This is a genomic window from Cohnella zeiphila, from assembly GCF_014212055.1.
Taxonomy (GTDB): Bacteria; Bacillota; Bacilli; order Paenibacillales; family Paenibacillaceae; genus Cohnella; species Cohnella zeiphila.
Genome location: NZ_JACJVO010000023.1, coordinates 35,247 through 50,547, shown reverse-complemented (window position 1 = coordinate 50,547; position 15,301 = coordinate 35,247). Strand labels below are relative to the sequence as shown.

Sequence of the window (15,301 nt, the reverse complement as noted above, 5' to 3'; positions counted from 1 at the left end):
ACCGACGTCATCGCGATGACGGGCACCGACATCGGCAGGATGACGTTCCAGTATCCTTTCACCCGGCCCGCCCCATCGATGAATGCGGCTTCCTCGTAGCTCGGCGAGATCGTCATCATCATCTGCCGAATCAGGAAGATCCCGAGCGGATTGATGAGCGCCGGCAGGATCAAGGCGGCGTGCGTGTCGACCAGATCGAGCTTCGACATGAGAATGAACTGCGGAATGATCGTCACCTGTCCCGGGATCATCAGGCCGGACAGGAAGATCAGGAACACGGCGTTGCGGCCGGGAAAAGCGATGCGGGCGAACGCATACGCCGCCATGCTCGAGATAAGAACGTGGCCGATGACGACCAGACCGGATACTTTCAGGCTGTTGAACATGAACGCGAGCAGCGGAACTTGCCGGAACACTTCCCCGTAGTTGCCGAAATGGAACGCCGTCGGAAAAATGGCGGGCGGCAAATCGAACGATTGCTGCGGGAGGCGGAGCGACGTCGAGATGATCCATAGAAAAGGCGCGAACATGAACGCCGCCACTACGAGCAGCACCCCGTCCGTTAGCAGACGTCCGCCGTATCGTCTCCGCATGGCGCTTCCTCCTTTCTCTATTCCTGGTGGTAGGACACCCATGTCCGGCTTAGGCGGAATTGCAGCACGGTCACGAGCAGGATGATCAGGAACAGGCTGAGCGAGACGAGCGACGCATAGCCCATCTCATGGCTCTGAAACGCGACCTCGTAGATGTACATGTTGACCGACCGCGAGGCGTCTCCGGGTCCGCCGCCCGTAATCAGATACGGCTCGTCGAAAATTTGCGTCGCGCCGATCAGCGTCGTCACAAGCACGAAGAAGATCGTCGGCGACAACAGCGGCAGCGTAAGCCGGAAAAACGACTGCAGCGGACCCGCCCCGTCGATCTCCGCCGCCTCGTACAGCGTCTCCGGGATGTTCTGCAGTCCGATGACGTAGTAGAGGAAGGCGTTGCCCACGAACTTCCAGAAGCTGTACAGCGCTACGGCCGCATACACCCAGCGGGGCGATTGGAGCCATGGAACGCGATCGAACCCAAGCTGGCCGAGCAAGTAGTTGAGCACCCCGAAGTCGCTGTCGAACAGGAAGCTCCACGCCACCGCTACGGCGGCGGACGTGACGAGCACCGGGAAATAGAAGGCCGTCCGGTAGAAATACTTCCACCGCTTCGAGATTTTGCGGGTGACCCCGAGAGCCAGCAGCAGGCCGAGCACCATATGCAGGGGGACAAGGATCAGAACATACTTGAACGTATTGCCGTACATGAGGCCCAGCCGGGCGTCATGGAAAAACTGGCGCACGTTGTCCAGCCCGATCCACCGGTACGGAGTGATCACGTTGTATTCGGTGAAGCTGAGGAACACCGACACGATCAGCGGCTCGGCGATAAAGAGCAGGAACAGGATCAGCGCGGGCAGCAGGAACAGGTAGCCGGCGAAGCCGTCCTTCATCGTTCGGCTCATTTTCATCATCACACAGCCTCCGAGGAGAGCGGCGGTTGCACCGGAACGCGCTGCGTCCGCCGCTTCTCCGGCGTTATTTTTTGGCCAGGGCGGCGTCGATCTCGGCCTTCGCCTTCTTCATGGCGGTGGCCGCATCCATCTGGTTCGAAAGAATGGAAGACATATAGCGGTTGAAAATCCCTTCGATCGAGCCGTATTGCATCGGCGCTTCGACCGGCTGGGCGATGTCCGCGCTGTCGGCGTACACCCTCCAGTTCGAGGCCGGCGTCTGCGGCAATACTTCGTTCATGACCGAGATGCGGGTCGGAATCGATGAGTTGGACAGCGTCGTCTTCTGCGAGAAGGATGAGGACAGGAACGCCGACAGCTTGAAGGCGGCTTCCGGGTTTTTCGCCGATTTGAGCACGGGGAAGGCGCCGGACCCGAAGATGACCTTCTGGGTCTTCAGCTTCGGCAGAAACTGAACGTCCACCGCCTTGAACTTCGTCTTGTCGTAGGTGGCGAACGGCCATTTGCCGGCGGAGATCATGGCGACGCGCCCGGTGATGAGGTCGTTGATCATATCGGCCTTCGGATTCGGCACGGGCGCGACTTTATATTTGTAGACCAGGTCTTGGAAAAATTGCATCACTTCGATCGCATTCGGATCGTCCAGTTTGCTTGTCGTCATCGTGGGATCCAGCACGCTCGCGTCATTGTTGAACAGCCAGGCCGACGCGCCGAAGTAATAGTTCGGGATCTCGAAGCCGAACGTCTTCTTGCCGCCTTTGTCGGTCGTGAGCGCCTGGGCGTATTGGAGGAAGTCGTCGCGGGTCCAATCCGCCGGCGGCACCGGCAGCCCCGCTTCCTTGAGGAGATCGGTGTTGAAGTGCATGACGACGTTGTTCCAGTCCCAGACGAAACCGTACGTCTTGCCGTCGATGACGAACGGGGATTGCAGCTTCGGGTGAAGATCGTCGTAATTTTCCACGGCGTCCGGGAACTGCTTCATGTAATCGTCGAGCGGCAGCAGCAGATCCTGCTTCGCGAACATCTGAATGCCTTCGATCGCAACCCGGATCACGTCCGGTGCCTTGCCTCCCGCGATCATCGTCTGAATCTTGTTGAAGTAGTCGGCCCACCCGCTGCTCGTGACCGAGATCCGATTCACTTTGATATCGGGGTACTTCTTGTTGAATTCGTCCAGCAGCACCTTCAGTTGGCCGTTGCTGACGTCGGTCTCGTTCCAGACAAGCGTCACTTCCTGCTTCCCCTTGCTTCCGGAATCCGAAGCGGGCGCCGATGAAGATGCCGAAGCGTCCGTACCGCTGTTCGAGCCCCCGCCGCAAGCGGTCAGCAGCGCTACCAGCGCCGCAAGCACGCCGGCCATGATCGTTATTCTCATCGCAATAGCTCCTTTTTGAAGAAATAACTTCAAATAAAGCGTTTGCATTGTGAAAATTTAAAAAAACACATGGGCCCCCTTCATGCGTTTTACGGTCACCGTTCACGTGAACGGCTTTACTATAACACAGCCCTCAAGAAGCTGTAAATGCATATCGTGCACGTGTACGTATTTATTTTTTCGGACTTTTTTCTTATAATCGTAGTAGCGCGACGGGACCTCGACAAATTCCGATACTCTATTTCCAGGAGAACGAAGCCATGAGCAAAACAAGCCAGCAAATCGCGGAGATCTGCGGCGTGTCCCGCGGCACCGTCGATCGGGCGCTGAACAACCGGCCCGGCATCAATCCCGAGACGAAAGAACGAATTCTGAAAGTGGCGGAGCAGCTTGGCTATCGCCCGCACTTTCTGGCGCAAAGCCTTGTGAAAGGCAGTACGAAGTCGATCGGCGCGGTGCTGTTCGACATCAACAACCGGATTTTCCCCCAACTCGTCAACGCGATCGAGACGAGAGCGAGCGAGCTCGGCTATTTCCTGTACTTGACGCTGACGAACAAGGATCCGGAGAAGGAACGGGAATGCCTTCAGCATCTGGTCGACCGCAGGGTCGACGGCATTTTGCTTCTATCGGTCAATAAAGGGGATGACTTCGAGCGCTTCGTCTCGAAGCTCGGCGTGCCCGTCATCACGTTCGGCAACCTGGTCTCGGACGAGATTCCCTACATCTGGGTCGACGACCGGAAGGCGATCCGGGACGCGGTCAAGCGGCTCGCCGCTCTCGGGTACGAAGAGATTATTTACGTCAGTCCGCCGATGGCGCTGTCGGGACGAACCAATCTGTACGCCGTGGAGCAGCGGCATGCCGGCTTTCGGCAGGCGATCGCCGAGGCCGGCGGCGCGTTAAGCGCCGACTTGATCCTGCACAAGGGCTATCTGGAGGAGATCGAAGGGCTGCTTCGGAAGGGGAGCAAGCGGAAAGTCATTCTGTGCACAAGCGACAAATACGCGCTCAAAGTGCTTCTACATTTGAAGAAAAAAGGGATCCGCGTCCCGCAGGACGTCGGGTTGATGGGCTTCGACAACATTGACACGCTTGAGTATATTACGCCATCGTTGTCAACCATCGCCTATTCCGCCGATGAAGTCGGAACGAAAGCCGTCGATCTGCTCGTCGACCGGATCGCAGGAAGGAACGTCCCGCTCCGAACGATGGTCCCCCACGAGATTATCGAGGGCGAATCGACGTAAGGACCGTAACATCCGGCGCGAGAAGCCCCGAACAATGAATAGAGCAGCCTGTCGGAGCTTCTCGCTGTCTGGATTAGTGGAAGGGAGACAGCGACTGGCAATTCCTGCCGTAAAGGAGGAAGGGTATGGAGTATGCTAGAGATTATGTGATGTACGCCTCCATCTTCGGCATGTTCAGCTTCAGTTGGTTCGGCTGGGCGCAGGAGAACCCTCGGGCAAGTTGGCGAAAATACCTTGGTATCGCTTCCGGCATTGCGCTCCTCGTTTGCCTGTTCGGCGTGTTCCTCAGCATCCGCAATTGGGATGCGCCCTCCGCTTTGTCTGCGTCCACTTCATTCCGCCAATATTTGATTTCCGTCTATGCGGAGATTTTTCTGGCCGGCGCCGGCGCAGGTTGGTTAATCCTGCAAAAACGAAAAGACTTCATAGCACCCTGGATTGCCTTTATTGTCGGCATTCCTTTCATCAGTCTGGCAGGCGTTTTCGAGGACCCCAGCCTGTATCTGCTGGCGGCTGCTGGTGGTAGCGTCAGTTGCTTCTCTCTTTTTTTCCCGCAAGCTGCGGGTTGCGAACAGCGCCATTACCGGCATCGGCGCCGGTACGGCTTTGTTCGGCTTTGCTTTATCGGGCTTGATTCGGTTTGCGCTCGTCTAGCGATTCGTTGGCGACGGGGCGCTTGGCAGCGCCCCGTCGCGGTCTGTCATGCGAGTCGGGGTTTGCTTGGGTCCGTCCTCTTCGCCGGAATCCAATCGTCCATGTGCGTCTTCTGGTTACTCTCTTTCGCCCCATTCGCCGGAATCCCGTAAATGTGCGTCATCTGGTTACTCTCTTTTCAGTCTGGACCCCCAGACCGAAGCGGCACCGCTTCGGTCTGAAGGCATCTCTCGCCGTGATCCCCTTTACTCCCTCTCCCGCCGAGCTGCCGCTTCCCGCCGCTGCCTCGGCCCGAATTGAGTAAAATCGATCTCCTCCCATCCGAGCGCATAGGCGGGAGAGGACGGCAGCAGCCGGTAGTCGCCGGCTTCCGCGTCCGCAAAACCGGGCGGCGCAAACACCGAGTTCGCGTCATACCTTTCGCCGGACAACGACTGCCACGCCTCCCATTCATAGTCGTGACCCCACGCCGGATTGACGCCGGCAGGCGTCAGCGGCAGCTCGCCCGATACCCCGCACGCCTCGCCGTTCCGCCAGAACAGGTTGAAGTCCGCCGAAAGGAACCGCTCTGGACTCCAGTTCACGAAGCCGTACAGATGCCCGGAGTCGCAGACGATATTGCGTTCCACCACGAGGTCCCGATTGGCCTCTCCGGCCATCTCCTGCGAGCCGATCGCGTTCACCGCGTCCGGATTGTCCGCGATCAGGTTGCCCGCGATCCGGTTGCCGATTCCTTTGGCGAAGATCGTCATCCACAGCTTCCCTTCCCCCGTGCTGTACAGATGATCGAGCACATTCCCCGTCACCTCGAAGCCGTCCGCCGCGTCGTCCAGATAGATGCCGAACCCGAACGAGAAATGGATGCCGCTGTGGTGCAGCCGATTGCCCTCGATCCGGTTGCCGAGGCCGGGACCCCACGCTTCAATCATGCCGCCGTCCTGGCTGTCTTCCATCACGGCGGAGATGTCGTTGTGCCGAATGAGGTTGTTCCGCGAGAACAGGAAGTCCCAGTGGTTGTCCCACGTGACCGGGACGCCCCAAAGCTCCGACGGCATCGTTCCGCGCCGAAGTCCTTTGAGAGAGATGCCGTATCTCGGCATGCGGGAGATCCGATTGTGCGCAATCTCGCATTCCCCGCATTGATAGAGCATAATGCCGCTGCCGTGCCCGACCAGCTCGCCTCCGCGTTCGATCACGTTATCCGCGATCGTGTGCCCTTTGTTGCGGAAGGCTTCGTCCGGTCCGGCGAAATCTCCTTCGCCGGGCGCGTACCCGGACGCGTAAATGCCGTTGTGGCCGACGCGTTCGATCCGGTTCCCGGTCAATGTAACCCGCTCGGCGCAGCGGTCGAGGAACACGCCGTTCGAACCCGACAGGCGGAGCTCGCATGATTCAATCTCGAGGTCGGACGCGTTCCGGATATACACCAGGCCGTTCCGATGCTCGTCGGGCTCCGAATTGGCCATGTCCGGCTCGCTCGACATCGGCTGGTAATCGTCCCGGCAATCCGTGCAGGCAAGCTCGAGGTTCCGGAAAGACAATCCCGACACCGGCCGGCCCATGCTCTCCCCTTGAATATCGAGAATACGCAGCACAATTGGAGCGACAACCCGCTGGCGGTCGGGAACCCCTTCGGCGGGCCGGTAGTACAGCCAGCCGTCGGCTTCGTCCAGATGGAATTGTCCGGGCCCCAGCAGAAATCGGAGCGAGCCTTGCAGGTAATATCGCGAGCCTTCCCCGATGCTCCAGACGCTGGGGCGCGCGAACTCGATGAATCGGGCGGCGGCATCGATGCGGCGAACCGGGATCGTCTCGCATAACCAGTTCCATTCGCCCTCCCCCGGCCAAACATAAACTTGAAGTCCTCCCGTTTCCAGTTCTGCCGCTAAAGTATCCGCCAGATCCTCTTCCCGAAAGCCGATCCCTTCCCGCTCGCGGCCGGGCACGGTCGCCGAGCGCATATAGCCGGACGCCGGCCATCTGGCTTTGACCACCCGCTCCCCGTCCGCGTACAGCGTCTGGAATCGCCTGCCCGCGGGAACCTTCGTCCGCCAGATGCCGGCCCGCCACGGCTCCCAGCCGGACAGCACGGTGCCGCCGAGCAGCACCGGCCGGTCGCCCGGCTCGCCCTCGTACGCAACGCGGCATTGCTCCCCTCCTGCATCTTCGGAGCCGAAGCGCAGCGGCTCCGCCAGCTCGTAGACGCCGCCTCCGACGCTAACTGTAATGGAGCCTTCATGCCCGGCTCGCAGCACCCCGCGCACCGCTTCCTGCGCGGCGGCTATCGTGCGGAACGGCCGCTCCTGGCTCCCGTCCCCATCCTCTTCGGCGTCCGCGCGAACGTATAAACGGATTTCGATCATGGGTGTCTCTCCCCTTTCGGCACGCTTATGTATCCGCAAGGACTTCAAGCAGTCCGAGCGGCGGAAGAAGCCTCCGCGGCATGTCTTTCAAACCGCCGCGAAGGCTTCCGGCGAAGCTAAAACGACTGTCCGGCGGCTGCCGGCGACTTACGAGAGCGGCGCCAGATGCGCGCCGTCGATAACGGCGTAGCTTGTGCTGCCCGGCACCATCCAGGCAACGGCAAGATGGTCGTCGCCGCTCTCTTCCTTCTGCAGCGCCTCCACATAGTAGCGCTGCCCGGCCGTCAGCGTGATGCTGCCCGACTGCTGCGACGAATTCTGGGTCCAGTTTTTCTCGTACGTCCAGTCGACCACTTCCCCGATCATCGTCTTGTTCGCGGCCGAGTCGTCGGTGCTGAGCCACAGCTGGCAGTTATTGTCGCCGGCGATGGAGAACCGGTACGTCCCCGTCACGGTCGGGACGATATAGCCGCGAATGCGCGTGCCGTAATGGTCGCCCCAGTTCGTCGGCGCTTCGAAGCTCGTCAGCACGGACGTACCGGTCGGCGTCGTGCCGAGCGGAATGCTGGACACGGTCGGCCCGCTGATGTTCGTCCAGTACTCCCGGACGATCGTTCCCGTCGGCGACGGCCCGCCTCCGCCCTGCTGCGCCGCCGTCGTCGCGCTGAGCGCGGCGCTCGCCGCGGAGACGTTGCCGGCCGCATCCCGCGCCTTGACGGTGAAGCTGTACGTCGTGCTTTGCGACAAGCCGGTCGCCGTGAACGTCGTCGCGTTCGCGCCCGTCGTCGAGCCGGCGAGCGTTCCGCCGCGATAGACATCGTAGCCGGCGACGCCGACGTTATCCGTCGAAGCCGACCAGCTCAGGCTGATGGTGTCCGCCGTCTGAGACGGCGAAGTCAAATTCCCGGGAGCCGAAGGAGCCGTCGTGTCGCCACCCTGGCCGCCGTTCCCGCCTTCGCTTGCCATGTTGACGTCGCAAGTCTTGTAGTAGCCGACGGCGGGATCGGTCCCGAACCCGTTGTTCGAGCACATGACCGAATTCGTGTACGTGCCGTATACGTAGCTGCCGTTCGCGCCGTAACGGACCTCGTGCGTTCCCGTGAAGCTGCACAGGTTGTTCTCGCCCGCGCAAGGCACCCAGTCGGCCAGCGGATCGGTCGTGACCGTTACGGCGCCGCTGGCGGCCGAGACGTTGTTCGATGCGTCCCGCGCCTTGACCGTGAAGCTGTACGCCGTGCTCGGCGTCAAGCCGTTCAGCGTGACCGCCGTGGCGCCCGCGCCCGTCGTCGAACCGGCAAGCGAGCTGCCGGCATAGACGTCGTAGCCGGTTACGCCGACATTGTCCGTCGAAGCCGACCAGGCCAGGCTGACGCTCGTATCCGTCTTCGCCGTCACGGCCAGGTTGCCCGGCGCCGTCGGCGGCTGCGTGTCGCCGGCGTCCGTCGTCACGCCGAGCGCGGAGCTTGCCGCGGAGACGTTGCCGGCGGCGTCGCGCGCCTTGACGGTAAAGCTGTACGACGTGCTCGGCGTCAGCCCCGTCACCGTGAACGCCGTTGCGTTCGCACCCGTCGTGGAGCCTGCCGGCGTGCCGTTCTTGTAGACGTCATAGCCGACGACGCCGACGTTATCGGTCGAAGCCGACCACGACAGGTCGACCGTCACGTTCGACTTGGACGGAGCCGTCAGGTTCGCCGGTGCGGAAGGCGCCGTCGTGTCGGGCGGTCCCGCATAGACGTTGATCGTCTGTTCCTTGAGATTGGCGCGGCCGGTGTTATCCCAGACGACAAGCGTCACCCGGTACGTGCCGGCCTTCTGGTACGTATAAGTCGGACTGACCGTCGTCACCGGTACGCCCTCGCCGAAATCCCACAGATTCTCGACAATCGAGCCGTTATCGGTCGACGTGTTCGTGAACGTCACCGATTGGCCAAGCTGAACGCTCAACGGGGTGGTGAAGTTCGCCGTCGGCTTCGGATCGGAGAACCCGCGGCTCGTCAGCTGCGTGTCCGTGCCGTTGCCGCTGACGGTATTGCCGAACCATTCCAGATCGGCGGCCGACGACGGATATTGGTCGATCGAAGGTCCGCCGTTGCCGGTGATCGTGTTATTAATGAAGCTGAGCCGATCGGTGCCGCTCGCCGTCGTGATCTCGATCGCCTTGCGGCCGTTGTTCAGGATCCGGTTGCTGTCGAACGTCACGTTCTGCGTGTTGCCGTGAATGCGCACCGCGTTGCCGTCATAGCCCGGATACGCCGCGGCCGGATTGCCGATCGGCCCGTCCTCCAGCGTGTTTTTGTAAAAATATTGGTATTGCTCCGTCTCGCCCGTCCCTTCGCCCTGTAGCTGCATGCCCCACATGACGATGTTTTGGACCGTGTTGTAATTCCACAGCTGGTAGCCGGTTCCCGGCGATTGCTGCATGCCGACCTGCTGGCCGCCGTCGACCAGATTGTCCGACGTGACGGAATGGTTCGACATGATCTCCAGCCCGATGCCTTTGACCGTATTGTCCGTCGTATGAATCGTATTGCGCCGGATGGCGTTGTACTCGGAGCGGACGACGCTCAGCCAATGGTCGACCTGGTTGTCCTCGACGATCGAATGGTTGACGTCGGTATGCAGCTCGATGGACAGCCCTTCGTTGAAAAGGCCGGAGCCCGTAACCACGTTGTCGCGGATAACCGCCCCGTCCACCCCGTCATTGACGAAAATGCCGCCGCGGCCGGTGTTCGCGATCGTGTTGCGCTCGATATCCGGCGCGTCCGACCCCCAGCCGACCCGCATCGCCGCCCCCCACATCGACCCGGTGCCCATGTTGATGAAGTCGTTGTCGGTGATCTTCACGTTCGGAGAGTTCGACATGAGGATGCCGAACGGAGCGAAGCCATCGGATTTGGTCAAGTCCTTGAAACGGTTGTCGTGAATGTCGTGCCCGCCACCCGGCTCGCCCCAGATTCCGGCGGTGACGTGCGTATTGCTGTTGCCGTCAATCGTCAGCCCCGCAACTTCGACGTCCGTCGTGTTGTTCAGCGAGAGGATGGCACCGTCGGTCGTTCCCGAATACTTCACGATGGAATCGTCCCGATCATGACCAAGCAGCTTGATGCCGGACTTCGCCTGAATGCTTCCCGAGACGTAGTAAGTGCCCGGGGGAAAATAGATCGTGTCCCCGCTCGCCGCGGCGTCGATCGCGCTCTGGATCGCGGCCATGTCGTCCGAAGAGTCGCTGCCGTTCGCGCCGTAGGAGGTAATGTCGATCGTCGCCGCATAGGCGGACGGAGCAGGGATGAACGGGACGAGGAACGTCAACGCGCCAACGACGCCGAGAGCCCGCATTTTCCATGTCTGGGCCGGCATTCTCAATCTTTCTGCCATCTTCAATCTCCCTCTCTTTCACCTGTGATTACGTGCAGTTACAGCCAGTTCCGCTCCGCCCGCCCGCAGGTTCTCTCTGTTCGCCCCGTCGCCTCCCTTCTCCATCGATCGTGCCATAACGCGGACCGGCGCGATACTGCGAAATGTGTCAATCGCCGCCCCCGCCGGCTATGAAATCTATCAATTCCTGCGTCCTTCGAGAAAAGAGTTGCGCCTCCTCCTGAATCCGTTTACAACTAAAGTCAGAGAGGTCATCGGCAACGGACGATGCCAAGGGGGACCGCCATGAAGGCGTTCGGATTCTACAAGTCGAGAAAATACTTCCAACGCGTTCTGATCTCGATCATGCTGGCGATGGCGTTCATCCTCGCCGGCTTGTCCGTCGCGAACGCCTACGTCCTGGAGCGCTCGGTCAAGCAAGCGCAGGAGGACTCCAACCTGAAGGTGCTGACGCAAATTCAATATAACCTTTCTTATATGAACGAGATCATCACGCATCTGTCCACGTTCGCCTTCCGCGACAATTACCTGATTCCGCTCATGTTCTCGGAGCCGCTTCCGGCAATGGACTACATTCGCGGGTACAACGAGATGGAGAAGCTGATGGAGAGCTCCTCCTTCCTTCAATCGATGGCGGTTTACAACGCTCGGGACGGCGAGATTTACGGCTCGTCCAGCGATTTTCTCGTCGACGGCGGCGTCACGAAGCAGAGAATGCTGGATTGGCTGCTCCGTTCGCCGCAGCCGCTACCGACATCCCGGCTCATTCCCGTCAGCTTGAAACGGGAGAACGGCGGCATCGACGCCTTCGCCTTTATCGTCGCCGACGCGTTCAAGCCGTTCGAGGGAACGGAGTCCGCCGTCATTCTCTACGTCAAGTCCGATTGGGTGTTCGACAGCCTGCGGCGGATGAACGGCGCGGGCAGCGGGATCGAGGGCGAGATTTACATCCGGACGCCCGACGGCCGGCTGTATGCCGATGGAAGAACCGAGGAGCCGGGCGGCATCGACGAGGCCAAAGCCGCCGGGCTGATCGATCCGCAGCGGCCCTCCGGCTTCGCGGTCGGCGACGTCGGCGGCGGGAAGAGCATGGTGACCTATATGAACGGGATCGGGGATTGGACGATTCTATATGTTCAGCCTTACGCCCGGCTCATGAAGGAAGTGACGAAGACGCGGGAGAAATCAATGCTCGTCTCGGGCGCCTTCCTGCTGCTCGCCGCTGGCGTCTCCGTCTGGCTGTCCTACAAGCTGTACAGTCCGATCGACGCCATGCTGCGTCGCATCCGGCCGCATCTGCCGGGAGAAGACCGGGCGGAAGCGGCCGCGGGCAACGAGCTGGAGCGGATGGGCGACAACGTGCTGCGGCTGTCGGAGAAGCTTCACGAGATCGGCTCCGAGCAGATCGTGCGCAAGTATTATTTGCGCAAATTTCTGTCCGACAGCGGCTGGTTCGCCGACGCCGATATGCTTCAGCTGATCGGGCGGCACGGCCTGAACATGTCCGCTACTGCCCCGCTCACCGTCTGCGTGCTGCGGATCGACCGGTTCGGGTCGTACGAGCGGACCGCGACGTCCGGCCTGATGAAGCTGCACCGCTTCGCCTTCGTCAATATCGCCGAGGAGCTCCTGTCGGCTCGCTTCCAATGCGAAGCCGTCGATATGCGGGCCGACGGCGTCGTGCTGATCGTCTCGGACGCGGACACGACGGAAGGGTCCGGCGAGCTGCGGCGCCGGATCCGCGACATTCAGGACACGATCGAGCGCTTCTACGGCTTGTCGCTGTCCTGCGGCGTCAGCGACGCCGTTCCCCGGCCGGCGATGCTGACATCCGCCTACCGCCAAGCCGTCCAACTCTGTCAGTACATGTTCTCCCAAGGCTATAAGTCGATTATCGCGTCCGGCGACATCGAGGCTCGTCTATCGGGCGCCCGGAGGACGCTGCCGGAAGGCATTGAGCGCCGGCTGTCGGAGGCGCTGAAGAAGGGGCAGCCGACGAATGCGGGAAGCGAGCTGGAGAAGGCGTTCTCGCTGCTTGCGGCGTTCCCGTATGAAGACATGCGGCGGTCGGTATCGGATCTGGCCTGGGCGATCCGGAACACCGCGATGGAGATTCGCGACAACCGACTTTTCTCGCTTGCCGCCGATCCGGAGACGCTGCATAAGCTTATCGAAGACAACCTCACGTTGGAGGAAATGTGCCTGCTCTTCCAATCGGTCTGCGCGAACATCTGCGAAGGGCAGCGTGCGGCCGCGCCGGATCGCAGCGAATGGATCGTCGGGACGGTCAAAGAGCTGATCGAACGGCAATTCGCCGATCCGAACCTGAGCCAGCAATCGATCGCCGCGACCGTCAAGCTCACGTCGGCCTACGTCGGCAAGCTGTTCAAGGACGAATGCGGCATGACCGTTACCGAATACCTGAACGAGGTTCGACTCGAGCAAGCGCGGAAGCTGCTTCTTATGACCGACAAGACGATTGCGGAAATCATGGACCGATGCGGCTATTCGAACCAGAGCCACTTTTTCCGCTTGTTCAAAGGCAAGTTCGGGAGCACCCCCAAAGAATATCGGCTCAAAAAATCGCTGGGCTGACGCTCGCCCAAAAAGCCGGCGGGACCGCCGCCCGCTCTCCCTTTCAAGTCGGAGAGACGGGCGGCTTTTTGCCGTTTTTGCCTGTAAACATATGAATTCGCATTTTGTACAGTCCCCGCGGACAGTTATTCGACAATCGGATCGTATCGCCGCGGACGGGCGGCATGCCATGATGAGGGCATCCCGAAGATGGAGGAGATGAAGATGGAGACAGGCATGCCGGAACCGGCCAAGCGAAGAACCCGATCGCGCGGCAAAGCGGACGCGGCTCGCCCGGCCGCACAGAGTCGGATCCGGCGAGAGATTCGGATGTTCCGCAAAAACAGAGAGCTGCTGGTCCTGGCGCTGCCGGGCATTCTGTTCAAGCTCGTCATCGCGTATGTGCCGATGGTCGGACTCATACTCGCGTTCAAAAATTTCCGTTACGACCAGGGGTTGTTCGGAAGCAAGTGGGTGGGCCTCGACAACTTCGAGTTCCTGTTCAAGGCGCAGGACGCGTTCCGCATTATCCGCAATACGCTGCTGTACAACTTTACGTACATCGTGACAGGCACGGTCGCCGCGCTGCTGTTCGCGCTTCTGCTGAACGAGCTGTCCGGCCGGATGATCAAGATGTACCAGACGACGATGTTCCTCCCGTTCTTCCTGTCGATGGTGCTCGTCGGCTACATCGGCAACGCGTTTCTCGACTTCGACAACGGCTACCTGAACAAGCTGCTCGGCTATGTCGGAATCTCGCCGCACAATTGGTACCTGGAGAAGACGCCCTGGATATTCATCCTGCCGCTCGTCGCGCTCTGGAAGGGAGTCGGCTTCTCGACGCTCGTCTACTATGCGGGCATCACGGGAATCAGCCCGGACTATTACGAGGCGGCGACGCTGGACGGCGCGACGCGGGTACAGATGATGCTGCGCATCACGCTGCCGCTGCTCAAGCCGCTCGTTATCATTCTGTTTATCCTGGGACTCGGCAACATTTTCCGCGGGGATTTCGGCCTGCATTATTTTATCCCGAACAACGCGGGGCCGAACTTCCCGACGACCGACATCATCGACACGTACGTCTACCGGGCGCTGACGAAGCTCGGCGACATCAACTCCGCGGCCGCGGTCGGGTTCCTTCAATCCGTCGTCGGGCTCGTCACCGTCGTGTCCGCGAATTCTATCGTGCGCCGGATCGACCGGGACAACGCGCTGTTCTAAACCGGAGGCGATGCTAACGATGAGTGCCAGAACGCTCAACTTGTCCATCAACGCATTCTTTATTGTCGTCTGTCTGCTGATCGCGCTGCCGTTCGTGCTCGTGGTGTCGATTTCCCTGACGTCCGAGGACAGCCTTCATCAATTCGGCTACCAATTCCTGCCGCATACCTGGAGCTGGGAGGCGTACCGGATCGTCTTCGAGAAGCCCGATTCGCTGCTGCGGGCTTACGGCGTCACGGCGTTCATCACGGTCGTCGGGACGGTCGCGTCGCTTCTGCTGACCGCGATGATCGCCTATCCGATCTCGCGCCGCGATTTTCACTATAATCGTCCGCTTACGTTCTATGTGTTCTTCACGATGCTGTTCAACGGCGGCCTGATCCCGTTCTACATTCTGATGACCCAGTACCTCCATCTCAAAAACTCGCTCGCGGCCCTGATCATTCCAAGCCTGATGAGCCCGTTCAACATCATGATCATGAAGGGCTTCCTGGACAAAATCTCGCCCGAGATCGTCGAATCGGCCAAGATCGACGGCGCGCGCGAATTCCGCATCTTCTTCCGGATCGTGCTGCCGCTCTCGACGCCCGCGCTTGCCACGCTCGGCTTGTTCATCGCATTCGGCTACTGGAACGAATGGTACAACGCGCTGCTGTTCATCGACGACGACAAGTATATCCCGCTCCAGCTGCTGCTCGTCCGCATCTTGTCGCAGGCCGAATTCCTCGCCAACTCGCCGATGGCGGAGGTGTCCGACAAGCTCCGGTTCGCCCAGTTCCCGACGTTATCCGTACGCATGGCGATGGCGATCGTGGCGAGCGGTCCGATGCTGATCGTGTTCCCTTTCTTCCAGAGGTACTTCGTCAAAGGCATTGCGGTAGGTTCTCTGAAAGGGTAACGCGGCTTCCGGCCGCGTCGCGAAGGAGGTGATCCGGTCTAATCGCAGCAGGTGCAGCGCGTTGCTTTGCCGTATTTTATT

At 60.5% G+C, this 15,301-nt stretch carries 10 protein-coding genes; 5 read left to right on the top strand and 5 right to left on the bottom strand.

The genetic code is table 11. From position 1 onward, the window contains the following. The 3 genes from H7C18_RS18800 to H7C18_RS18790 all read right to left on the bottom strand — a co-directional run. Positions 1-593 (bottom strand): carbohydrate ABC transporter permease (locus H7C18_RS18800; protein ID WP_185130629.1); only part of this gene is annotated, 593 nt, incomplete at its 3' end. Between the two features lie 17 nt (positions 594-610). Beyond that, positions 611-1,507, bottom strand: a complete 897-nt coding sequence (locus H7C18_RS18795; protein WP_185130628.1) for a carbohydrate ABC transporter permease — start codon at positions 1,505-1,507, stop codon at positions 611-613. Between the two features lie 64 nt (positions 1,508-1,571). Beyond that, a complete protein-coding gene (locus tag H7C18_RS18790; protein ID WP_185130627.1) occupies positions 1,572-2,882 on the bottom strand; it encodes an ABC transporter substrate-binding protein in 1,311 nt (436 codons plus the stop codon). 260 nt (positions 2,883-3,142) lie between these two features. Between H7C18_RS18790 and H7C18_RS18785 the strand changes: the two genes are divergently transcribed. Together H7C18_RS18785 and H7C18_RS18780 are read left to right on the top strand one after the other, a co-directional pair. Further along, a complete protein-coding gene (locus H7C18_RS18785; protein ID WP_185130626.1) occupies positions 3,143-4,132 on the top strand; it encodes a LacI family DNA-binding transcriptional regulator in 990 nt (329 codons plus the stop codon). 125 nt (positions 4,133-4,257) lie between these two features. Further along, positions 4,258-4,938 (top strand): hypothetical protein, encoded by a 681-nt coding sequence (locus tag H7C18_RS18780; protein WP_238357801.1) that lies wholly within the window; start codon positions 4,258-4,260, stop codon positions 4,936-4,938. Positions 4,939-5,031: 93 nt separating this feature from the next. Here H7C18_RS18780 and H7C18_RS18775 read toward each other — a convergent pair whose 3' ends face one another. Both H7C18_RS18775 and H7C18_RS18770 read right to left on the bottom strand, forming a co-directional pair. Then, on the bottom strand, positions 5,032-7,149 hold the full coding sequence (locus H7C18_RS18775; RefSeq protein WP_185130625.1) for a right-handed parallel beta-helix repeat-containing protein: 2,118 nt from the start codon (positions 7,147-7,149) through the stop codon (positions 5,032-5,034). A 147-nt stretch (positions 7,150-7,296) separates the two neighbouring features. Further along, complete coding sequence (locus H7C18_RS18770; RefSeq protein WP_185130624.1) at positions 7,297-10,524, bottom strand: fibronectin type III domain-containing protein; 3,228 nt, start codon at positions 10,522-10,524, stop codon at positions 7,297-7,299. A gap of 285 nt (positions 10,525-10,809) precedes the next feature. On the opposite strand from H7C18_RS18770, the gene H7C18_RS18765 reads away from it, so the two are divergent. The 3 genes from H7C18_RS18765 to H7C18_RS18755 all read left to right on the top strand — a co-directional run bounded on the left by H7C18_RS18765 (position 10,810) and on the right by H7C18_RS18755 (position 15,220). Then, the gene (locus tag H7C18_RS18765; RefSeq protein ID WP_185130623.1) at positions 10,810-13,119 is read left to right on the top strand and encodes a helix-turn-helix domain-containing protein; all 2,310 of its coding nucleotides are present in this window, start codon (positions 10,810-10,812) and stop codon (positions 13,117-13,119) included. A gap of 204 nt (positions 13,120-13,323) precedes the next feature. After that, positions 13,324-14,322 (top strand): ABC transporter permease, encoded by a 999-nt coding sequence (locus H7C18_RS18760; RefSeq protein WP_238357800.1) that lies wholly within the window; start codon positions 13,324-13,326, stop codon positions 14,320-14,322. A gap of 19 nt (positions 14,323-14,341) precedes the next feature. Then, the gene (locus H7C18_RS18755; RefSeq protein ID WP_185130622.1) at positions 14,342-15,220 is read left to right on the top strand and encodes a carbohydrate ABC transporter permease; all 879 of its coding nucleotides are present in this window, start codon (positions 14,342-14,344) and stop codon (positions 15,218-15,220) included. Positions 15,221-15,301 lie beyond the last annotated feature (81 nt).

Excerpts from the sequence above, each read along its gene's own strand:
- H7C18_RS18790 (WP_185130627.1), bottom strand. The coding sequence starts at position 2,882 with ATGAGAATAACGATCATGGCCGGCGTGCTTGCGGCGCTGGTAGCGCTG.
- H7C18_RS18780 (WP_238357801.1), top strand. The coding sequence starts at position 4,258 with ATGGAGTATGCTAGAGATTATGTGATGTACGCCTCCATCTTCGGCATG.
- H7C18_RS18795 (WP_185130628.1), bottom strand. The coding sequence starts at position 1,507 with ATGATGAAAATGAGCCGAACGATGAAGGACGGCTTCGCCGGCTACCTG.
- H7C18_RS18755 (WP_185130622.1), top strand. The coding sequence starts at position 14,342 with ATGAGTGCCAGAACGCTCAACTTGTCCATCAACGCATTCTTTATTGTC.
- H7C18_RS18785 (WP_185130626.1), top strand. The coding sequence starts at position 3,143 with ATGAGCAAAACAAGCCAGCAAATCGCGGAGATCTGCGGCGTGTCCCGC.
- H7C18_RS18765 (WP_185130623.1), top strand. The coding sequence starts at position 10,810 with ATGAAGGCGTTCGGATTCTACAAGTCGAGAAAATACTTCCAACGCGTT.
- H7C18_RS18760 (WP_238357800.1), top strand. The coding sequence starts at position 13,324 with ATGGAGACAGGCATGCCGGAACCGGCCAAGCGAAGAACCCGATCGCGC.
- H7C18_RS18770 (WP_185130624.1), bottom strand. The coding sequence starts at position 10,524 with ATGGCAGAAAGATTGAGAATGCCGGCCCAGACATGGAAAATGCGGGCT.
- H7C18_RS18775 (WP_185130625.1), bottom strand. The coding sequence starts at position 7,149 with ATGATCGAAATCCGTTTATACGTTCGCGCGGACGCCGAAGAGGATGGG.